The following is a 20,349-nucleotide window of genomic DNA, read 5'->3' as shown; positions in this document are numbered from 1 at the left end:
CCGCGCCGGAGCACCTTCACGCTGCACTAGCCGGCCGCGTGTTCCTCGGGAAAGGAGTTCGTTCCGACCACCAGCGGCAACGCCCGGAGCAAGCGCGCCCGCTTGTCGGACGTGACGTCGGGGGAACCGAAAACGTGGTGGAACACCCGCCATGTCGATTCGGGGATGCATTCGCCCACGGTGTCGATCAAATTCTTGAACAGCCGGGCCACGGCATCGACCGACAGCGGTTCGAGCAGAATGCGGGTGCTGTTCGGCTGGGACCAGCCCCATTGCGGGTACCTGCGGTGGAAATCCTTGTTCGCGCAGGCCACGATGAGGAGCATGCCGGGCTGACTGCACGATCCGAGTTTCTCGATGAACGCGAGCGTGGCCTCATCGGCCAGGTGCAGATCGTCGACCGATACGATGATCGGGTGTTTCTGGGCGAACTCATGGACGATGTCCTCGGGTTCGGGGGTCCGCTGCTCCCCATCCGGATCGCCCTGCCCGGCCTGCTCGAATCGGCTGACGGGGCCGACCTCGTGGTAGAGCAGCCGCAACTCGGCGACCACCGCGTCCGGGTCGATGCTCACCGACCGGCTCACCCGGTACCTCAGGATCACGGGCGCCGGCTGGTCCTTCTCCGCGAACAGCCGGCAGAACTCTCCCAGGAGCCGGCTCTTGCCCGTCCCGTGGTCGCCGAGGACGGTCACCAGATGCGGCATGCCGTGCTGTTCGGCCCGCTCGAACATCCTCTGGAGAATGTCCATCTCGTGTTCCCGGTCCATGAACGGCTTGGTGTCGACCGGATAGTCCGCCGTGCGTGACTCGGCTACCCAGTAGGGCAGGTCCGCACCGGCCACCGCCGGGTAGGACGCCTGGTCGGCCGTCAGGGACCGGGTGCGGTCGCACACCCAGATCATGCCGACCGGTATCTTCGGAAACGTCTCCCAGCACTGGTCGAGGAGCGTTCCGTTGACCGACACCTGGCCCTTCTGCGGTGAGGAGTCGGAATGCCACTGCATGTCGCCGGTCGCCACCATGGCCCTGATGGTCAGCCCGTGCGTGTTCTCCTCCGACACGTCGAGGCTGTCGCGCAGCAGCAGCGCGAGCTGCGTGGCCCGGGAGGCGTTCTCCCTCGAATCCTCGAGGTCGAAAAGGGCGATCGTCGCGGAACCCACGGACGCGAGGACTTCTCCGCCGCAGCACTCGATTCCCATCCTGACCAACGTGTGGACGCCCTCGAGCAGCTCGTCGACCTCACCGGGGTCCGCCGTGCACGCCCCGGATCCCACGTGCGCGCGCACCATCATGACGCTGGCCTCGCGCCGGTGCGAGAGCGTCGGGGGCGGCGGTGCGACATCGGGCCAGCTGGGCACGGACAGTACGTCCGGTACGTCCGGCGCGAACTCGGCCTCGAAGGGGCGGCGCAGATCCGCGACGATCCGCGGGTCCGGAACGATCCGCGGACTCAGTTCGATCGTGTTCCTGAACGGTTCGGGACCGTCACCGGCCACGGTTCCCGGGTGGAAGTCGCTGAGCGCCGGATCGTGCGACAGGATGCGCTGCTGCAGGTTCCGCAGCCACGGCCCGGGCTCCAGGCCGAAATTGTCCACCAGTTCGACGCGGGTCCGGTTGTAGACGTTCAGGGCCTCGGTCTGGCGGCCGGAGCGGTACAGGGCCAGCATCAGCAGTCCGCGGGTTCGCTCCCGCACGGGTTCGGTCTCCGCCATCTTCTCGATCCCGGCGAGCACCTCCCGGTGATGACCGCATTCCAGTTCCGCCTCGAAGAAGAGCTCCTGGGCGTCGATCCGCGAGTTCTCGACGACACTCGCTTCCGGCCAGACGATCCCGACCTCCGCGAGATCGGCCAGCACCTGCCCGCGCCACAGGTCCAGGGCGCCCCGCAGGATCGCGGCGGCATCGGCGGGGAAGCCCTCGGCCATCCGCTTGCGGCCGAGCTCCAGCCTGCGGTGGAAGACGTGGATGTCGACCGTGTCCGGGTCGACGCTCAGCATGTAACCGGGAGACTGGGTGACGAGTACCGGGAGCGAATCGCGGGCGCGCAGTGCGGTGAGGATGGACCTGAGCGACCAGACCGAATTCTGCAGGATCTTCCTCGCCGTGACGGGCGGTTCGTCATCGGGCCAGAGGGATTCGACTAACCGGCTGGTCGCCACCACCTGGTTCGGCTCGAGAAGGAGACGGCCCAGCAGCGCGCGCTGTTTCACGCCACCCAGAATGGCCCGTTCGTCGTTTCGGATGATTTCCAGTGGGCCGAGCACGCGGAATTGCATCATGAATTTCTCCCCGAATTCTTGACGATCGGATTTCATTCCGGATCCCCGGGCGCGGGCATGGCGCGGCCGAGATCGCGGGTGTGTGGATCCCTGCAGGTGGAACCCGGCAGGGGGGTCAGGGTGACGGCCTCAAGGAATTGCGAACGGTCCGCCGGTGCGACGAGGAGCAGTCGTCGGGCGTCGTTATCGGTATCAGTCCTCTGACGGTGAAAGATCGCGTAACCCCCCGGATTAGCGTTCAGTCAAGTTTACCCAAATTTTAGTGTATCACGCAGAATTCAACTGGCCTGAATTGATCCATCCGTCAGCCGCTTACACTGTCGATACAAAGGGCGTTACGCGGAGTACGCCCTTCATCGTTGAACCGGACCGAAGCCCTTCTTGTTTCCTGGCTTTGGGGACGGTTTTCATTCCTACACGGGGAGCCCCGTCGGTTCCTTGATGCGCTTCATGATGATCTGGGAGTTGACCTCCGTGACGCCCGAGAGGGCCGTCAGTTTCTCGATCCAGAGGCGTTCGTACGCGCGCAGGTCCGCCACCGCGATGCGCAGCAGGCAGCCGGGGCTGCCGAAGAGGCGGTAGGCCTCGATGACGTCGGGGATGTCCTGGAGGGCCGCCTCGAAGGCCTCCACCGCCTCGCGGTCGCGCCGGACCTCGACGGAGACCAGCACCTCGAAGCCGCGGCCCACGGCCTCGGGGGCGATCACCGCGCGGTAGCCCTGGATGACCCCGTCCTCCTCGAGCTGGCGCACCCGGCGCATGCAGGGGGAGGGGGTCAGGCCCACGCGCTGGGCCAGCTCCTGGTTGCTGAGCCGGCCGTCGGCCTGGAGCTCACGCAAGATTTCTCTGTCAATCGCGTCCATTGCGCAATTATCGGCTACCTAGTGTTGCGTGCGGGGTCAAAGTAGCAATCGTGTTGCGCGTAGATCGGCCTACCATTGCGATTTGTAGAAAATCTGTACGAGCTCGCTACGGGCTTCGTCGAGGGAAGGGCCGTGGTCATGGGACGCGTCGTCGTCATCAGCACCGGTGGGACGATAGCCAGCCGCTGGCAGGGCTCAGGATTCGCGGCCGACGCCGACGGGGCCGAGGTCATGGCGACCGCGCCGCTGCCCGAGGGCGTCACCGTCGAGGTCGTCGACCTGTTCAGCGTCAACAGCCCGCGACTGACCACCGCCCATCAGCTGACCCTGCTGCGCACCGTGCACGAGGTGCTGGCCGACCCCGGCGTCGAGGGCATCGTCGTCACGCACGGGACCGACACGCTCGAGGAGTCGGCGTTCCTGGTGGACCTGCACCACCACGACGCGCGTTCGGTCGTCTTCACCGGCTCGCAGCGCCCCATGGGGGCGGCGGACGGGGACGGTCCCGGCAATCTCTACGACGCCCTGCTGACCGCGGCGACCACGCGCGGGCTCGGTGTCCTGATCGCGTTCGCGGGACGGGTGCACGCGGCGCGCGGGACCGTGAAGGCGCAGGCGGTGGCGCTGGACGCCTTCGCCGACCCGTCGAAGGAACTGCTCGGGAAGGTCGGCTTCGGGAAGGTCACCGTGCTGCGGACGCCGGTACGGCCCGAGCCCCTGCCGTTGCCGGCCATGCCGGAGGCACCGGAAGGGCCGCCGCGGGTGGACGTCGTCATGCACCACGCGAGCGGGGACCCGGTGCTGCTGAACGCCGCCGTGGAAGCGGGGGCGCGGGGGATCGTCCTGGTCGGGACGGGCGCGGGGAACGCGACCCCGGAGATCGTGGAAGCGGTCGAGGCGGCGATCGCGAAGGGCGTGCTCGTCGCGCTGACCACACGGGTCGCCGCCGGGCCGGTGACGGAGATCTACACCCACGGCGGTGCGGTGGACCTGGTCGCGGCCGGGGCCGTGCCCACGGGAACGCTGCGGGCGCCCCAGGCGCGGATCGCCGTACTGGCGGCGCTGCTCGGCGGCGGGGACGCGGCGGAGCAGGCGCGGGTGCTGAAGCAGGCACTGGCCGCCGGCGGGCCGGTACTGGTCTCCGCCTGACCCGGTGCCGTGACCGGAAGGGCCGCGGCACCAGGCGCTCGCCGGGGTCAGTCCGTGAACGCCGCCAGCAGGCGGTCCGCGGCCAGGGTGGGGGTCAGGGTGCCTTCGCGGACCGCTGATTCCAGGGCCGGTGCGAGCTCGCGCACGGCCGGGCTGGAGCGCAGGCGCTCCAGCAGTTCGTCGCGGACCATCGCCCAGGTCCACTCCACCTGCTGGGCGGCGCGCTTGGCCTGCAGGCGGCCGTCCGCGTCCAGCAGCCTGCGGTGCTGCTCCAGGCGGTTCCACACCTCGTCCAGTCCCGTTGACTCCCGGGCGCTGCACGTCAGGACCGGCGGGGTCCACGCGGCGTCGGCCGGGTGCATCAGGCGCAGCGCGCCCGACAGCTCGCGCGCCGCCGACTTCGCCTCACGCTCGTGCGGGCCGTCCGCCTTGTTGACGGCCAGGACGTCGGCGAGCTCCAGGACGCCCTTCTTGATGCCCTGGAGCTGGTCGCCCGTGCGCGCCAGGGACAGCAGGAGGAAGGAGTCGACCATGCCGGCGACCGTGGTCTCCGACTGGCCCACGCCGACCGTCTCGACGAGGACCACGTCGTAGCCCGCCGCCTCCATCACGATCATCGACTCGCGGGTGGCCTTCGCGACGCCCCCCAGCGTCCCCGCCGAGGGGGACGGCCGGACGAAGGCGTTCGGGTCGACGGCGAGGCGTTCCATCCGGGTCTTGTCGCCCAGGATGGAGCCGCCCGTGCGGGTGGACGAGGGATCGACCGCGAGGACCGCCACCCGGTGGCCCAGCCCGGTCAGCATCGTGCCGAACGCGTCGATGAACGTGGACTTGCCCACGCCCGGCACCCCGCTGATGCCGATGCGGCGCGCCCGCCCCGAGTGGGGGAGCAGCTCCGTCAGCAACCGCTGCGCCAGGGCCCGGTGAGCGGGCAGGGTGGACTCGACGAGGGTGATGGCGCGCGCGATGAACGCGCGCTTCCCGCCGAGCACGCCCTTGACGTAGCTCTCGATGTCGATCTTCGGCACCCGGGTCCGCCTACAGCTCGTGGCCCAGGTCCGCGGCCAGCCGCGTCACCAGGTCGTGCGCCGCGTCGGGGATCACGGTGCCGGGCGGGAACACCGCCGTCGCCCCCATCTCGAGCAGGGTGGGGACGTCCGCCGGCGGGATGACACCGCCCACGACGATCATGATGTCCTCGCGCCCCTCCAGTGCCAGCTGCTCGCGCAGCGCCGGCACCAGGGTCAGGTGGCCGGCCGCGAGGGAGGAGACGCCGACGACGTGCACGTCGGCCTCGACGGCCTGGCGGGCCACTTCCTCCGGGGTCTGGAACAGCGGGCCGACGTCCACGTCGAAGCCCAGGTCGGCGAAGGCGGTCGCGATCACCTTCTGGCCGCGGTCGTGCCCGTCCTGGCCCATCTTGGCGACCAGGATGCGCGGACGTCGTCCTTCCACTTCCTCGAAGCGGTCGACGAGCGCACGCGTGCGCTCCACGGACGGGGACTCGCCTGCCTCGGTTCGGTACACACCCGAGATCGTACGGATCTGGCTCGCGTGCCGCCCGTAGACCTTCTCCAGGGCGTCCGAGATCTCACCGACCGTCGCCTTCGCGCGCGCCGCGTCCACCGCGAGCGCCAGGAGGTTGCCCTCGCCGCGCTCCGCCGCGTTCGTCAGCGCCCGCAGGGTGTCCTGGGTGACCGCCTCGTCGCGCTCCTCGCGCAGCCGCCGCAGCTTGGCGATCTGCTGGGAGCGCACCGAGGAGTTGTCCACCTTCAGGACGTCGATCTGCTCGTCCGTCGCCACCCGGTACTTGTTGACGCCGATCACCGGCTGGCGGCCCGAGTCGATGCGGGCCTGCGTGCGGGCCGCCGCCTCCTCCACGCGGAGCTTGGGGATGCCCGCGTCGATGGCCTGCGCCATGCCGCCGGCCGCCTCGACCTCCTGGATGTGCTGCCAGGCCCGGCGCGCCAGGTCGTAGGTGAGCTTCTCCACGTAGGCGCTGCCGCCCCACGGGTCGATGGAGCGGCAGGTGCCCGACTCCTGCTGGAGCAGGAGCTGGGTGTTGCGGGCGATGCGCGCGGAGAAGTCCGTCGGCAGGGCGAGGGCCTCGTCGAGGGCGTTGGTGTGCAGCGACTGGGTGTGGCCCTGGGTCGCCGCCATCGCCTCGATACAGGTGCGGGTGACGTTGTTGAAGACGTCCTGCGCCGTGAGGGACCAGCCCGAGGTCTGCGAATGGGTGCGAAGGGAGAGGGACTTGGCGTTCTTCGGGTCGAACTGCTTGACCAGGCGCGCCCACAGCAGGCGGGCCGCGCGCAGCTTCGCGACCTCCATGAAGAAGTTCATGCCGATCGCCCAGAAGAACGACAGGCGCGGCGCGAAGGCGTCCACGTCGAGCCCGACGGCCTGTCCGGCCCGCAGGTACTCCACGCCGTCGGCGAGGGTGTACGCCAGCTCCAGGTCGGCCGTGGCCCCGGCCTCCTGGATGTGGTAACCGGAGATCGAGATGGAGTTGTACCGCGGCATCTTCTGCGAGGTGAAGGCGAAGATGTCGGAGATGATCCGCATCGAGGGCTTCGGCGGGTAGATGTAGGTGTTGCGGACCATGAACTCTTTGAGGATGTCGTTCTGGATGGTCCCGGCGAGCTTGTCGGGCGAGACGCCCTGCTCCTCCGCCGCCACGATGTAGAGGGCGAGGACCGGCAGCACCGCGCCGTTCATCGTCATCGACACCGTCATCTTGTCCAGCGGGATGCCGTCGAAGAGCTGGCGCATGTCGTAGATCGAGTCGATCGCCACGCCCGCCATGCCCACGTCGCCCGTCACGCGCGGGTGGTCGCTGTCGTAGCCGCGGTGCGTGGGCAGGTCGAAGGCGATCGACAGGCCCTTCTGGCCGGACGCGAGGTTGCGCCGGTAGAAGGCGTTGGACTCCTCGGCCGTGGAGAAGCCCGCGTACTGCCGGATCGTCCAGGGCTGGTTGACGTACATCGTCGGATACGGGCCGCGCAGGTACGGGGCCACGCCCGGGTAGGTGTGGAGGAAGTCCAGGCCCTCCAGGTCCCGGCCCGTGTACAGCGGCTGCACGCCGATGCCCTCGGGCGTCTCCCACAGCAGTTCGGGGGCGTCGGAGCCGGTGGACTCCTTCAGCGCCGTGCGCCACTGGTCTTCGGACCCGGCCGCCGGGGCCGCGCCGCTCAGCGCGAGTTCGGAGAAATCGGGGATGCTCAAGACGCGACTCCCATCCGGTCGAGTACGGAGGACAGCACGGCGACCGCGTCGCAGCCGGCGAAGACGTACTCGTCCACGGCCGCCGCGGCGGTACCGGGCCTGCCCGCGAGGAACACGGTCGTCGCACCCGCCGAGCGCAGGGCCGCGGCGACCGCCTCGGCCTGCTCCTCGTACAGCGCGTCGCTGGAGCACAGCACGGCCATGCCGTCCGCACCGCTCGCGGCGTACGCCGCCGCGGCCGTCTCCGGGGTCACCGACACCGGGTCGTGCACCGGGGTGACGCCGCCCGCCTGGAAGAGGTTGGAGGCGAAGGTGGCGCGGCCGGTGTGCGCGGCCGCGGGGCCGAGGGCCGCCAGGAAGACCGTGGGCCGGGCGCCCGTCGCCGCCAGGTGGGCGTCGCTGCGGGCGCGCAGGGCCTCGTAGGCCTCGTCGCGGCGGACGCGGGGCAGTCCGCCGGTGAGCGGGGCCGGCGCGGGTTCGCGTACCACCGGCTTCTCGGTGAGCAGCGGGAACTCGCTGACCCCGGTGACGGGTTCGCGGCGCGTGGCCAGCTTCTTCGAACGCGCGGCCCAGGTCGTGGCGAGGCGCTCGGCGACCAGGCCCGAGCGCAGGGCGGCGGCCTGACCGCCCGCCTTCTCGATGGTCTGGAAGAACTCCCAGGCCGCCCCGGCGAGTTCGTCCGTGAGCCGCTCGACGTAGTACGAGCCGCCGGCCGGGTCGATCACCCGGGCCAGGTGGGACTCCTCGAGCAGGATGGTGGAGGTGTTGCGCGAGATGCGGCGGGCGAAGGCGTCGGGCAGGCCGAGCTCCTGGTCGAACGGGAGCACGGTGACCGCGTCCGCGCCGCCCACGCCCGCCGCCATGCAGGCGATGGTGGTGCGCAGCATGTTCACCCAGGGGTCACGGCGGGTCATCATCACCGGCGAGGTCACGGCGTGCTGGCGCTGGGCACCGGCCGCCGGGGTTCCGCAGGCCTCGGCGACCCGGGCCCACAGGCGGCGCGCGGCGCGCAGCTTGGCGATGGTGAGGAACTGGTCGGCGGTGGCGGCGTAGCGGAACTCCAGCTCGCCGAAGGCCGCTTCCGTGCTGAGCGGGGTCTTGCTGAGGCCGGCGTCGGTGAGGGCGCGCAGGTATGCGACGCCGGTGGCCAGGGAGAGCCCCAGCTCCTCGGCGGCGCTGCCGCCCGCCTCGTGGTACGGCAGGGCGTCGACCGTCAGGGCGCGTACGTGGGGCCAGGCGGCCGTCCGCGCGGCGAGCCCGGCGGCTTCCGCCAGGTCCAGGGCCTGCCCCGTCCGGGCCTCGTGGCCCAGCGGGTCGGCGCCCAGGGAGGCGTGGGCGGCTCCGGGGGCCACCCCGCGCTCGGCGTACAGCGCGAGCAGGGCCTCGGCGGCCTCGGGGAACTGGGCCCCGGCGTCGAGGGAGACGGGTGCGAGGTCGAGGTAGACCCCGTCCAGCGCGCGGGCCAGGCCCTCGGCGGGGACACCGGCGTCGCCGACGGCCAGCCACAGGGAGGTGGTGCCGTTCTCCAGGTCGGCCAGGGCCGCCTCGTTCACCCGTACGGGGTCGGTGCCGGCGATCCGCTGACGCACGTCCCAGCCCGAGGCGGCGTTGCCCTCGGCCCTGCCTCCCCGGACGAAGGGTGCGAAGCCGGGGAAACCGGTGTCGGGCGCGGTTTCGGGCGCGGTGTACAGCGGGCGGGTGGTGAGCCCGTCCTCGAGCTTCGTGGACAACGCGTCTTCCGCTGCCTCGCCGGAAACTTCCTTGCCCGACTTGCGCAGGACGCCCTCTACAAGGCGCTGCCACTGCTCATGCGTCGCGTCAGGGAATTCGGCGGCCAAGGAGAGCCCGTCATCAGGCAGGACCGTCATGGCTCGAATGTTAGGGGGGTACCCGGGGTGCGCCTATAACCACTGGATGTGATCTCCCCCTCTCAAGTGAGACGGGAGGGGTCACGAAAGAGCGGGGCGAGGAGGACGGTCGCGGCGGCCACCGGGAGTACGGCGGGTCCCGCGTGCGGGGCGACGATCCGCCGCCCGTAGCGGTCGGGATCACCGGCCGCGTCGCGGATCTCCTCCAGGTAGCAGTCCTGCAGGATGCTGGAGAGCTCGCTGACGACCATCACGGCCGGGTTGAACACGTCGAGCAGCAGGGCGGCGGCCCGGCCCACGGTACGGGCGCGTTCGCGCAGCAGCCGGTCGGCGCGGGGGTCGCCGGTGGCGGCCGCGTCGACGAGGAGGTTGACGGAGGGCTCGGGGACGATGCCGCGGCGGACGGCCTCGGCGCCGGTGACCGAGTCGCAGACGCTGGCCTGCAGGCAACCCGTACGGCCGCACGCGCAGGGGGTCCGCGAACCGGGCACCGGCAGGTGCGCGACGTCACCGGCGGCGGCGCCCGGGCCCTGGTGCACGGTGCCCTCGATGCCGAAGGCGGCGTCGACGACATTGCCGATGAAGAGGTGCAGCAGGCTGGAGCGGGCCTCTGGGCGGCCGAAGAGGATCTCGGCGTGGGCGATGGCCCGGGCGTGGTTGTCCACGGAGACGGGCAGTCCGAGGCGCTGGGAGAGCTCGGCGGCGAGGGGCAGCCCGTGCCAGCCGAGCGCGTCGTGGCGCACGACGGTGCCGTCCGCGGGGCGGACCCAGCCGCCCAGGGCCGCGCCGAGGCCGAGGAGGGGGCGGCCGGTGTCGAACTCCTCGAGGAACCGCGCGAGTTCGCCCGCGATGGCGGCGGGGAGCCCGTCGGGGGAGCGGCCCGCGTGCGGGAAGGCCCGGCGGGCCGGGACGCGGCCGCGCAGGTCCACGAGGCTGAAGGTGGAATTGGGCACGCCGACGTGCAGACCGGCGGCGAGGGGGCCGCCGACGGGGCCGGTGTGCAGGTCGAGGGGGATGCGGGGGCGGCCGGGGGCGCCGGGGTCCGCGGTGGCGGAGGGCCCGGGGAGTTCGCGGAGCTCGCGGAGCAGGCCGGCCCGGAGCAGGGCCGTGGTCTGCCGGGACACCGCGGCGGGGCTGAGCCCGCAGAGCTTCGGGATGTCGCTGCGCGCGATGGGTCCCTGCGTCAGGACGGTGCGCAGCACGGCGGCGGCGTTGGCGGCGGCCCGGCTGTCACCGGGGGTGGGGGGCACGGGCGGGCTCCTCGGGGGTCGGGGCGGGGTGGTCCCGATCATGCCGGTGCGCTCCGCTGGGTGGGGCGGGCGGGGTCCGGAGCCGCTGCCGGGGCCGCTGCCGGGGCCCGCGGGACCCGGGCCCCGTCGGGGCCGAGGTCGCGGGGCGGGCGTCATGGGCACCTGCGGCGCCGTTGCCGGGGCTCTGCCCCGGACCCCGCGCCTCAAACGCCGGCGGGGCTGATTTTGGTCGGCGTCTCGGAGGCTGGCGGGGCTGGATTTGGTTGGCGCCTTGGACGCTGGCGGGGCTGGATTTGGGCGGGGTCTCGGGCGCCTGTGGGGCTGGATTTGGTTGGCGCCCTGGACTCCTGCCGGGCTGGATTGGGCTCGGCGGTTCGGGCGTCGGTGCGGGGGTGGTTTTGTCCGGGCGTGGCGGATGCGTTGCGGGGGCGTGAAATCCGGCCATGGTTTCCGGCCGTTGGTGGGGGGTCGGGAATCGGTGAAAGGGCAGGTCGGGGTGGGTGTGGGTGGGATTTCGGGGTGGTGGGGGCGGGGCGTCCACCGGGGTTGACCGGGCGTGGGGGCGCTGGCAGTCTCCGGGACATGTCCGCGACCGAGTTCCTCGCCCCGCGGCTCCACACCCCCGGCCTCTGTACCGCGCCGGGCGAGTGTCAGGGCCGCTGTCCGGCCCCGCGCCGTTTCTGAGCGCCGTCCGCCGCCTTCCGGGCTTTCGCCGCCTTCGGCGTCTCAGCGCCTGCGTCTCCGATGCGGCCGGCAGCAGTCTCTGTGGTGTCGGCAGTGCGCTTCTTCGCCTTCTTCGCCGACTCTTCCGTCCGCCGCCCCGAGTGCGCCCGCGTCGCCGTCCGCCATTGGTCCGCGCGCTCGGATCCTCCCTTCCCGCTTCGCGTCAGCTTCTCCCCACCCTCATTTCTTCCTCTCCGGAAATAAACAAGGAGCCATCATGACCACCGCCACCCGCACCGACCTCACCGTCACCAGGATCGGCGGCCGGATCGGCGCCGTGATCGGCGGAGTCCGCCTCGGCGGGGAGCTCGGGGCCGAGGAGATCGCCGGGATCCGGGCCGCGCTGCTCGCGCACAAGGTCGTCTTCTTCCGCGGTCAGGACCACCTCGACGAAGCCGGTCACGAGGCCTTCGCCGAGCTCCTCGGAGCGCCCGTCGCGCACCCCACCGTCCCGTCCGCCGACGGGCGTTACGCGCTCGGCATCGACTCCCACCACGGGGCCCGCGCCAACCAGTGGCACACGGACGTCACCTTCGTCCCCGCGTACCCCGCGTTCTCGATCCTGCGCGCCGTCACCATCCCGCCCTACGGTGGCGACACCCTGTGGGCCAACACGGCCACCGCCTACGCCGGCCTGCCCGAGCCGCTGCGCACCCTGGCCGACAGCCTGCGCGCCGTGCACTCCAACGAGTACGACTACGCCGCCCTGAAGCCGGACGCCCTGCCCGAGGCGCTCGCCCAGTACCGCGAGGTGTTCACCTCCACCAAGTTCCTCACGGAGCACCCGGTGGTCCGCGTCCACCCCGAGACCGGCGAACGCACCCTGCTGCTCGGCAACTTCGTCCAGCGGATCAACGGCCTCACCGGCCGCGACTCGCGCCTCCTCCAGGACCTCTTCCAGGCCCACATCGAGCTCCCCGAGAACACCGTCCGCTGGCAGTGGCAGGCCGGTGACGTCGCGATCTGGGACAACCGCGCCACCCAGCACTACGGCGTGGACGACTCCGACGACCACGAGCGCACCCTGCGCCGAGTGACGGTCGACGGCGACGTCCCGGTCGGCCCGGACGGGGTGCCGTCCCGGCTGATCAGCCCGGAAGAGGTGCCCGACCCTGCCTTCGGCATCGCCTCCGGAGCCTCCGCCTCCGCCGTCTGACCGATCCCGCCTTCCCCGTCCTCCCCGCCTCCGCCCGCCTCCGCCCGCCAAGGAGCGTTCCGTGCCCAAGCTGCTCGCCCTCACCGGCAGCCCGTCCGTCCACTCCCGTACCGCCGTCGTCGCCGATCACGTGCTGCGCCGCCTGAACCACGCCGGGTTCGAGACCGCCCACCTCGCCGTCCGGGAGCTCCCCGCCGCCGACCTGCTCTCCGCCCGCCGCGGCGAGCCGGAGATCAGGCGGGCCCTCGAGGCCGTCGCCGAGGCCGACGGGATCGTCATCGCGACGCCGATCTACAAGGCCTCGTACACCGGGCTCCTCAAGGCCTTCCTCGACCTGCTCCCGCAGGACGGGCTGGCCGGGAAAACGGTTCTCCCGCTGGCCACCGGGGGCAGCCTCGCCCATGTCCTGACCATCGACTACGCCCTGCGCCCGGTCCTCACCGCGCTCGGTGCCCGGCACGTCACCGCCGGCCGCTTCGTCCTGGACTCCTCCGTCGAGCGCGGGGCCGGTCCCGACCGGCTGCGGCCCGAGGCGGAGCTGGACCTCTTCCAGGCCGTCGACGAGTTCGCCGGAGCCCTGCGCGCGGCCGAGGCCGTGGCGCTCACCGCCGCGCACTGACCTCCGTACGGACCGGCCAATCCCGTCAGTCCCACCCGCCCCAGCCGCCCGACCCGCCAGACCGGATCGACAAGGAATCGTCATGCCCGCAGCCTTCACCACGACCCGTACCTCCCGACGCCAGTTCCTCACCCTGCTCGGCATCTCGGCGGCCGCGGTGAGCTGCGGGACGGCGACCGCGACCGGCGCCCGCGGCGACCAGATCACCTCCCTGAAGTACCAGGGCAGCGTCGGCGCGGTCACGCTCCCCGAGCTCGCCGCGGACCTCGGCTACCTCGGGGACGTCACCCTGGACTGGGTCGGCAACACCATCAGCGGCCCGCAGGACATCCAGTCCGCCGCCACCGGCCAGACCCACTTCGGCGGCGCCTTCAACGGCGCGATCGTCAAACTCGCTTCGAGCAAGGCCCAGATCAAGGCCGTCACCTCCTACTACGGCTCCGACAAGGACACCTACCTCGGCTACTACGTCCTGGAGGACAGCCCGATCCGCTCCGCCCGCGACCTGATCGGCAAGAAGGTCGGCATGAACACCCTGGGCGCCCACGCCCAGGCCCTGCTCGACATCTACCTGGAGCGCAACGGAGTCCCCAAGGCGGAGGCGGCCAAGGTCGAGGCCCTCGTGGTGCCGCCCGTCAACACCGAGCAGGCGCTGCGCCAGAAGCAGATCGAGGTCGGCGTCCTCAGCGGGGTGCTGCGGGACAAGGCCCTCGCGACGGGCGGCATCCGCCCGCTGTTCAAGGACTTCGAGCTGCTCGGCTCGTTCAGCGCCGGCTCGTACGTGATGACCCAGCGCTTCATCAAGGAGAACCCGGACACCGTCCGGACCTTCACCACGGGCGTGGCCAAGGCCATCGAGTGGTCCCGCACCACCCCGCGCGAGGAGGTCATCGCGCGGATGACGGAGATCGTCAAGAAGCGCGGCCGCAACGAGGACACCTCGACCCTGCAGTACTGGCACTCGTACGGGGTCGCCGAGCCCGGCGGCCGGATCGCCGACAAGGAGTTCCAGCTGTGGATCGACTGGCTGGGCGAGCGCGGCGAGATCAAGAAGGGCCAGCTCAAGGCGGCCGACCTCTACACCAACGAGTTCAACGGATTCGGGAAGGGCTGAGCGACCGCCATGGCGAAGATCGTGTTCGAGTCCGTGACCAAGACCTTCCCGACGAAGGACCGGAAGAACAGGAGGAGCAAGGAGGAGTTCACCGCTCTCGACGGGATCGACCTGGAGATCGGGGCGGGGGAGTTCGTGGTCGTCGTGGGCCCCAGCGGCTGCGGCAAGTCCACCCTCCTGGACCTGCTCGGCGGTCTGACCCCGCCGACCTCCGGCCGGATCCTGCTCGACGGCGAGCCGGTCACCGGGCCGGGGCTGGACCGGGGCATCGTCTTCCAGCAGTACGCGCTGCTGCCGTGGCGCACCGCGCTCGGCAACATCGAGTTCGGCCTGGAGGCGACCGGCGTCCCGCGCCGCCAACGCACCGCGAAGGCCCGTGAGTTCCTGGAACTTGTCGGCCTCACCGGATTCGGGGACCGGCACCCGCACGAGCTGTCCGGGGGCATGCGCCAGCGGGTCGCCATCGCGCGCTCGCTCGCGTACGACCCGGACGTGCTGCTGATGGACGAGCCGTTCGCCGCGCTCGACGCGCAGACCCGCGAGTCCCTCCAGGACGAACTGCGCCGGATCTGGCAGAGCACCGGCAAGACGGTCGTGTTCATCACGCACGGCATCGAGGAGGCCGTGTACCTCGGGCAGCGGGTGGCCGTCATCACCTCCCGCCCCGGCCGGGTCAAGCAGGTGGTCCCCGTGTCCTTCGGCGACCGGTCCGCCGGGGCCACCGGTGAGGACCTGCGCTCCAGCCCGGAGTTCGCCCGCTACCGCCACGAGATCTGGACCCTGCTCCACGACGAGGTGGCCCGCGCCCAGCAACTGGAGAAGGAGGAGGCCACCGTATGAGCACCACAGTGGAACTGGCGGAGGTGGAGGGGACGCCGGTACGGGACCTCGCGCCCCCGGCGGTACGGGAGCCCGCGCGGGCCGCCGTACGGGCCCCCGCCGCGGCCGTGGCCCTGAAGGTCCTGCGGGGGCTGCGGGCGGTGGCGCTGCGCTCGGCGGCGATCGTGGCCCTGCTCGCGCTGTGGGAGACGGCGCCGCGGCTCGGGCTGGTCGACGCGACGTTCCTGCCACCGGTCAGCGAGGTCGCCGTGGCCTGGTGGGAGCTCCTGGGCAACGGGCAGCTCGCCGAGCACACCCAGGCCAGCCTGATCCGCTCGTTCGGCGGCTTCGGCATCGCGGTGGCCGTGGCGGTCCCGCTCGGGCTGCTGATCGGCTGGTACCGGCCGGTGGCGGTGCTGCTCGGGCCGCTGCTGGAGGTGTTCCGCAATACGGCGGCGCTCGCGCTGCTGCCGGTGTTCGTCCTGCTGCTGGGCATCGGGGAGACCTCGAAGGTCTCGATCGTCGTGTACGCCTGCGTCTGGCCGATCCTGCTGAACACCATCAGCGCCGTGGGCAACGCCGATCCGACCCTCGTGAAGCTGGCGCGCTCGATGGACCTGTCCACCCCGCGGCTGTTCCAGAAGGTGATCCTGCCGGCCTCGGTACCGGCCATCTTCACCGGCATCCGGCTGGCGGGGGCCGTCTCCATCCTGGTCCTGGTCGCCGCCGAGATGATCGGCGCGAAGGCGGGCCTCGGCTACCTGATCAACGCCTCGCAGTTCAACTTCGCGATCCCGCAGATGTACGCGGGCATCGTCACCATCTCCGCGATCGGCCTGGCCTTCAACCAGATCCTCGTCACGATCGAACGCCGGCTGAGCCTGTGGCGCGTTCCGTCCTGAGGCCCTGAGGCCCTGAGCCGTCCCCGCCGACCACCTTCGACATTCCACCGAGGACCAAGAAAATGACCGCACCCCGGACCCTGCACCTCAACGCCTTCCTCATGAACGCCGGGCACCACGACGCCGCCTGGCGCCACCCGTCCAGCAGCCCCGAGCGGATCACCGACCTGGCCTACTTCCAGGAGCTGGCCCGTACCGCCGAGCGCGGCCGGCTCGACTCGATCTTCTTCGCCGACGGGCTCGCCCTCTGGGGCAAGGCCCGGTACAACGCCCTCGGCGGTTTCGAGCCGCTCACGCTGCTCTCCGCCATCGCCGCCGTCACCGAGCACGTCGGGCTCATCGCCACCGTCTCCACCACCTTCAACGAGCCATACAACCTGGCCCGCAAGTTCGCCTCCCTCGACCACATCAGCAACGGCCGCGCCGGCTGGAACATCGTCACCTCCGGAACCCTCGACGAGGCCCGCAACTTCAACCGGGAAGAGCACCTGGAGCACGCCCTGCGCTACGAGCGCGCCCGCGAGTTCCTCGACGTGTCCACCAAGCTCTGGGACAGCTGGGAGGACGACGCGGTCGTCCTCGACAAGGAGCGCGGGATCTACGCCGACACCGACAAGCTCCACCCCGCGGCCCACCGGGGCGAGTACTTCGGCGTCGCCGGCCCGCTCAACGTCCCCCGCTCCCCCCAGGGCCACCCGCTCCTGGTCCAGGCGGGCTCCTCCGAGGACGGGAAGGAGTTCGCGGCCCAGTACGCCGAGGCCGTCTTCACCGCCCAGCAGACCCTCGCCGACGGCCAGACCTTCTACAAGGACCTCAAGTCCCGCCTCGCCAGGTACGGCCGCGCCGAGAGCGATCTGCTCGTCCTGCCCGGCATCGCCCCCGTCATCGGTTCCACCGAGGCCGAGGCCAAGGCCCTGGAGCAGCAGCTCACCGACCTCCAGGTGCCGGAGTACGGACTGGCCCAGCTCTCCGGCATGCTCGGCACCGACCTCACCGGCCTGCCGCTGGACGGCCCGCTGCCCGAGCTGCCCGAGGAGCGGGACATCAACGGCAACAAGAGCCGTTTCACGCTCGTCGCCGAGCTCGCCCGCCGCGACGGCCTCACCCTGCGCGAGCTGATCGCCCGCCTCGGCGCCGGCCGCGGCCACCGGGTCTTCGCGGGGACGCCCGAGCAGATCGCCGACCAGCTGGAGGAGTGGTTCACCCGGGGAGCCGCCGACGGCTTCAACATCATGGCGCCCGTGCTCCCCACCGGACTCACCGACTTCGTCGACCAGGTCGTGCCGATCCTCCAGCGCCGCGGCCTCTTCCGCACCGAGTACACCGGCCGGACCCTGCGCGAGAACTACGGGCTGGCCCGGCCCGCCAACCGCTACGCGCCGGCCGCGACGTGAGCGAGCACGTCACCGACGTGCTCGTCGTCGGCGGCGGGCCCGCCGCCACCTGGGCCGCCCTGGCGGCGGCCCGGGCCGGGGCCTCGGTGGTCCTCGCCGACAAGGGCCACTGCGGCACCAGCGGGGCGACGGCCGCCGGGGGGACCGGCGTCTGGTACGTCCCGCCCGAGCCGGCCGCCCGGGAGGCCGCCATGGCGAGCCGCGAGGGGCTCGGCGGGTACCTCGCCGACCGGCGGTGGATGTCCCGGGTCCTCGACGAGACGTACGCGCGCATGAACGAACTGGCCACCAAGGGGCGTTACCCCTTCCCGGCCGGCCCGGACGGGCAGCCCCTGCGCAACGGCCTCCAGGGGCCCGAGTACATGCGCCGCATGCGCATCCGGATCCGCCGCGCGGGCGTGCGCATCCTCGACCACAGCCCGGTGACCGAGCTGCTGACCGATGCGGACGGCGCCGTCGCGGGGGCCGCCGGGTACCGCCGCCAGGCCCGCGAGGACTACCGGGTCCGGGCCGGCGCCGTCGTCCTGGCGACCGGCGGCTGCGCCTTCCTCAGCGGAGCGCTCGGCACCAACACCAACACCGGGGACGGCGCGCTGTTCGCCGCCGAGGCCGGGGCCGAGCTGTCCGGCATGGAGTTCTCCAACGCCTACGGGATCGCCCCCGAGGGCACCTCCGTCACCAAGACCGCCTTCTACGCCTTCGCCACCTTCTACGGGGAGGACGGCGAGGTCCTGGAGGGTGCGGCCAGTCAGGGAGGCCGCTCCGTCATCGCCCGCGCGCTCCTCGCGGGCGGCAGGGTGTACGCCCGCCTCGACCGGGCCGACGCCACCGCGCGGGCCGCGATGCGGCTCGCGCAGCCGAACTTCTTCCTCACCTTCGACCGGCTCGGGATCGACCCCTTCACCGACCGGTTCTCCGTCACGCTGCTGGCGGAGGGCACCGTGCGCGGGACCGGCGGGATCCGGATCACCGGGGACGACTGCGCCACCGCGGTCCCCGGCCTGTACGCCGCCGGGGACGCGGCCACCCGCGAGGAGATCTGCGGGGGATTCACCGGAGGCGGCAGCCACAACGCCGCCTGGGCGATGTCCTCGGGCAGCTGGGCGGGGGCCGGCGCGGCCCGGTACTCCCGCTCCCTCGGCCCGGGCCGGGCCGCCTCCCGGCCGGTCACCGGGGCCGGTGGGGCGGGCCTCCGCCCGACGGGGAGCGCCGGGCCCGTCCACGGGCGCCGGGACAGCGGAGAATTCGTACGGCTCGTCCAGGACGAGGTGCTGCCGTACGACAAGAACTACCTGCGCCACGGTGCCGTCCTCACGGCCTCGCTCGGCGTGCTCGACGAGCTCTGGGCACAGCTGCGCGGCTCCCTGCGGGGAGAGGGCGCCGGGCTGGTCAAGGCCCGGCAGGCGGCGGCCATGACGGCGCACGCCCGCTGGATGTACGCGGCCGCGCTGGCCCGTACCGAGAGCCGCGGGATGGCCCGCCGGCTCGACCACCCGGGGCAGGACCCCGCGCAGCACCACCGGATCCTGACCGGCGGGCTCGACCGGGTGTGGACGCGGACGGCGGTGCCGGCCGCATGATCGAACTGGTTTCGGCCGAGCGGTGCATCGCCTGCGACAAGTGCGTGGAGGTCTGCCCGACCGACGTCTTCGAGCGCGGGCCGCAGGGGATCCCGCTGCTCGCCCGGCAGGAGGACTGCCAGACCTGCTTCCTGTGCGAGGCCAACTGCCCGGCCGACGCGCTGTTCGTGTCGCCGCTGACCCGCCCGGTGCCCGAGGACCCGGCCGTACGGGACGAGGCCGGGCTCGTCGGCCGCGGCCTGCTCGGCAGCTACCGGCGCGAGATCGGCTGGGGTGAGGGCCGCACGCCCGGAGCCCTGCGGGCGGTCGGCCCGTCCCTCGGCCCGGTGGGGGACCGGGGGGCGGGGCCGCCGATCACGTCCTGAGGGGATGGACTGGAGGGTCGCGATGACGTCGTCGCCGAAGAAGTCCTGGGCCGCGTCCACGCCTTCGGGGGCCAGCTCGCGGACCCGGTCGGCGAGGCCCTCGCCGTACAGGACCGGCTCGGCGCCCAGCGAGCGCAGGTAGTCGTGGTTGTGCGCGCCGGCCGTGCCGATGACGCGCAGGCCGAGCGCGACGGCGATCTGCACGCCGAAGGAGCCGGTGCCGCCGGCCGCCGATCAGGCGGGCAGGGTGTTGCGGTGCGATCGGCGGCGGGCCGCGCTGAACAGGGCCTGGATCTGCGCCCCGGACTGCTCCACGTCGTCGAGCGGGGAGGGGAAGGGGAGTCTGACGTCGCGGTGGCCGCGCTGTTCCTCCAGGCGCAGGGTGATCCCGTACCGGTCCATGGCGACGGGCAGCGCGCGCAGGAGGGCGGACTGTTCACGGGAGTCCCGGGAGTCCCGGGAGTCCCGGGAGTCCCGGGAGTCCCGGGGGTCGCGGGGGTCGTGCGGGTCCTGCGGTGACTGGGTCGACTGCGGCTGGACCAGGCGCAGGAGGAGGGTGACGAGCTCGGCGTGGTCGTCGAGGAGGTGCGTGAGCATGCCGGCCTCGTACGGGGCGAGCGGGTCGGCGTGGGCCGCGTCCAGCTCTTCGAGGCCGACGTACGAGCGGCCGCCGTCGGGGGTTTCGAGGACGGCCCCACCGAATTCCACGCAGGTGGAGTCGGAGCTCTCGTCGGAGTACGGGGTGAGCAGGTGCCCGAACAGGGTGACGCGGGCGCGCACGCGCTCCCGTACCGGAGTGGGCGCGATGTCGGTGAACTCCATGCGGATCGCGGGGCGGTGCTCGGCGTGGCCGCCCGGTTCGGCGGGGTGCAGGTGCAGCCGGCCGAGGGGGTCGGTGCCGTCGAGGTGGCGGATCTCCGTGCACTGTCCGTCGGTGACGACGGTCATGGAATGGGCGGCGGCCAGGATGGACCGGACCCGCTCGGCGTCGGTGGGCATGGGCAGGTGCATGTGGATCTCCGTCGTCCCGAGTGGCGGCG

16 protein-coding genes and 1 pseudogene are annotated in these 20,349 nt (G+C 72.0%); 9 read left to right on the top strand and 8 right to left on the bottom strand.

The window, feature by feature from the left end:
* Window positions 1-26: 26 nt before the first annotated feature.
* Together OG904_RS05380 and OG904_RS05375 are read right to left on the bottom strand one after the other, a co-directional pair.
* Window positions 27-2,318, bottom strand: coding sequence for a BTAD domain-containing putative transcriptional regulator (locus tag OG904_RS05380; protein ID WP_405487914.1), 2,292 nt, complete (start codon window positions 2,316-2,318; stop codon window positions 27-29).
* A 377-nt stretch (window positions 2,319-2,695) separates the two neighbouring features.
* Window positions 2,696-3,145, bottom strand: a complete 450-nt coding sequence (locus tag OG904_RS05375) for an Lrp/AsnC family transcriptional regulator (RefSeq protein ID WP_405487912.1) — start codon at window positions 3,143-3,145, stop codon at window positions 2,696-2,698.
* 138 nt (window positions 3,146-3,283) lie between these two features.
* Between OG904_RS05375 and OG904_RS05370 the strand changes: the two genes are divergently transcribed.
* On the top strand, window positions 3,284-4,294 hold the full coding sequence (locus tag OG904_RS05370; protein ID WP_405487910.1) for an asparaginase: 1,011 nt from the start codon (window positions 3,284-3,286) through the stop codon (window positions 4,292-4,294).
* 47 nt (window positions 4,295-4,341) lie between these two features.
* Here OG904_RS05370 and meaB read toward each other — a convergent pair whose 3' ends face one another.
* The 4 genes from meaB to OG904_RS05350 form a co-directional block, all read right to left on the bottom strand.
* On the bottom strand, window positions 4,342-5,322 hold the full coding sequence (meaB, locus tag OG904_RS05365; RefSeq protein WP_405487908.1) for a methylmalonyl Co-A mutase-associated GTPase MeaB: 981 nt from the start codon (window positions 5,320-5,322) through the stop codon (window positions 4,342-4,344).
* Between the two features lie 10 nt (window positions 5,323-5,332).
* Window positions 5,333-7,519 (bottom strand): methylmalonyl-CoA mutase, encoded by a 2,187-nt coding sequence (gene scpA, locus OG904_RS05360; RefSeq protein WP_405487906.1) that lies wholly within the window; start codon window positions 7,517-7,519, stop codon window positions 5,333-5,335.
* A complete protein-coding gene (locus OG904_RS05355; RefSeq protein WP_405487904.1) occupies window positions 7,516-9,387 on the bottom strand; it encodes a methylmalonyl-CoA mutase family protein in 1,872 nt (623 codons plus the stop codon). Before OG904_RS05355 ends, scpA begins: the two co-directional genes overlap by 4 nt.
* 62 nt (window positions 9,388-9,449) lie before the next feature.
* Complete coding sequence (locus OG904_RS05350; RefSeq protein WP_405487902.1) at window positions 9,450-10,637, bottom strand: ROK family protein; 1,188 nt, start codon at window positions 10,635-10,637, stop codon at window positions 9,450-9,452.
* Between the two features lie 940 nt (window positions 10,638-11,577).
* Here OG904_RS05350 and OG904_RS05345 point away from each other — a divergent pair.
* The 8 genes from OG904_RS05345 (at window position 11,578) to OG904_RS05310 (ending at window position 19,309) form a co-directional block, all read left to right on the top strand.
* Window positions 11,578-12,516 (top strand): TauD/TfdA dioxygenase family protein, encoded by a 939-nt coding sequence (locus OG904_RS05345; RefSeq protein ID WP_405487900.1) that lies wholly within the window; start codon window positions 11,578-11,580, stop codon window positions 12,514-12,516.
* Between the two features lie 61 nt (window positions 12,517-12,577).
* Window positions 12,578-13,135, top strand: a complete 558-nt coding sequence (gene ssuE / locus OG904_RS05340; RefSeq protein ID WP_405487898.1) for an NADPH-dependent FMN reductase — start codon at window positions 12,578-12,580, stop codon at window positions 13,133-13,135.
* A gap of 82 nt (window positions 13,136-13,217) precedes the next feature.
* A complete protein-coding gene (locus OG904_RS05335) occupies window positions 13,218-14,249 on the top strand; it encodes an ABC transporter substrate-binding protein (protein ID WP_405487896.1) in 1,032 nt (343 codons plus the stop codon).
* Window positions 14,250-14,258: 9 nt separating this feature from the next.
* Window positions 14,259-15,089: an ABC transporter ATP-binding protein gene (locus OG904_RS05330; RefSeq protein ID WP_405487894.1), complete on the top strand. Its 831-nt coding sequence runs from the start codon at window positions 14,259-14,261 to the stop codon at window positions 15,087-15,089.
* Window positions 15,086-15,970, top strand: coding sequence for an ABC transporter permease (locus OG904_RS05325; RefSeq protein ID WP_405487892.1), 885 nt, complete (start codon window positions 15,086-15,088; stop codon window positions 15,968-15,970). Before OG904_RS05330 ends, OG904_RS05325 begins: the two co-directional genes overlap by 4 nt.
* A gap of 62 nt (window positions 15,971-16,032) precedes the next feature.
* On the top strand, window positions 16,033-17,364 hold the full coding sequence (locus tag OG904_RS05320) for an LLM class flavin-dependent oxidoreductase (protein WP_405487890.1): 1,332 nt from the start codon (window positions 16,033-16,035) through the stop codon (window positions 17,362-17,364).
* Window positions 17,361-18,944, top strand: a complete 1,584-nt coding sequence (locus OG904_RS05315; protein ID WP_405487888.1) for an FAD-dependent oxidoreductase — start codon at window positions 17,361-17,363, stop codon at window positions 18,942-18,944. Before OG904_RS05320 ends, OG904_RS05315 begins: the two co-directional genes overlap by 4 nt.
* The gene (locus OG904_RS05310) at window positions 18,941-19,309 is read left to right on the top strand and encodes a 4Fe-4S binding protein (protein ID WP_405487886.1); all 369 of its coding nucleotides are present in this window, start codon (window positions 18,941-18,943) and stop codon (window positions 19,307-19,309) included. The genes OG904_RS05315 and OG904_RS05310 overlap by 4 nt, the downstream gene beginning before the upstream one ends.
* Here the strand turns inward: OG904_RS05310 and OG904_RS05305 are convergent.
* Both OG904_RS05305 and OG904_RS05300 read right to left on the bottom strand, forming a co-directional pair.
* Window positions 19,295-19,543, bottom strand: a pseudogene (locus OG904_RS05305) (zinc-binding dehydrogenase); the annotation flags it as partial. The gene OG904_RS05310 and the pseudogene OG904_RS05305 overlap by 15 nt on opposite strands.
* Entirely contained in the window at window positions 19,544-20,320 is a 777-nt protein-coding gene (locus tag OG904_RS05300) for a DUF2470 domain-containing protein (RefSeq protein ID WP_405487884.1), read from the bottom strand.
* Window positions 20,321-20,349 lie beyond the last annotated feature (29 nt).

It is taken from the genome of Streptomyces sp. NBC_00096 (assembly GCF_045041305.1).
In the GTDB taxonomy this organism is placed as follows: Bacteria; Actinomycetota; Actinomycetes; order Streptomycetales; family Streptomycetaceae; genus Streptomyces.
The sequence above is the reverse complement of the archived record's forward strand: the minus strand, read 5'-3'. Positions and strand labels throughout refer to the sequence as shown.

Excerpts from the sequence above, each read along its gene's own strand:
- OG904_RS05325 (WP_405487892.1), top strand. The coding sequence starts at position 15,086 with ATGAGCACCACAGTGGAACTGGCGGAGGTGGAGGGGACGCCGGTACGG.
- OG904_RS05330 (WP_405487894.1), top strand. The coding sequence starts at position 14,259 with ATGGCGAAGATCGTGTTCGAGTCCGTGACCAAGACCTTCCCGACGAAG.
- OG904_RS05320 (WP_405487890.1), top strand. The coding sequence starts at position 16,033 with ATGACCGCACCCCGGACCCTGCACCTCAACGCCTTCCTCATGAACGCC.
- OG904_RS05310 (WP_405487886.1), top strand. The coding sequence starts at position 18,941 with ATGATCGAACTGGTTTCGGCCGAGCGGTGCATCGCCTGCGACAAGTGC.
- OG904_RS05345 (WP_405487900.1), top strand. The coding sequence starts at position 11,578 with ATGACCACCGCCACCCGCACCGACCTCACCGTCACCAGGATCGGCGGC.
- OG904_RS05300 (WP_405487884.1), bottom strand. The coding sequence starts at position 20,320 with ATGCACCTGCCCATGCCCACCGACGCCGAGCGGGTCCGGTCCATCCTG.
- OG904_RS05370 (WP_405487910.1), top strand. The coding sequence starts at position 3,284 with ATGGGACGCGTCGTCGTCATCAGCACCGGTGGGACGATAGCCAGCCGC.
- OG904_RS05355 (WP_405487904.1), bottom strand. The coding sequence starts at position 9,387 with ATGACGGTCCTGCCTGATGACGGGCTCTCCTTGGCCGCCGAATTCCCT.
- OG904_RS05335 (WP_405487896.1), top strand. The coding sequence starts at position 13,218 with ATGCCCGCAGCCTTCACCACGACCCGTACCTCCCGACGCCAGTTCCTC.
- OG904_RS05375 (WP_405487912.1), bottom strand. The coding sequence starts at position 3,145 with ATGGACGCGATTGACAGAGAAATCTTGCGTGAGCTCCAGGCCGACGGC.
- OG904_RS05380 (WP_405487914.1), bottom strand. The coding sequence starts at position 2,318 with ATGAAATCCGATCGTCAAGAATTCGGGGAGAAATTCATGATGCAATTC.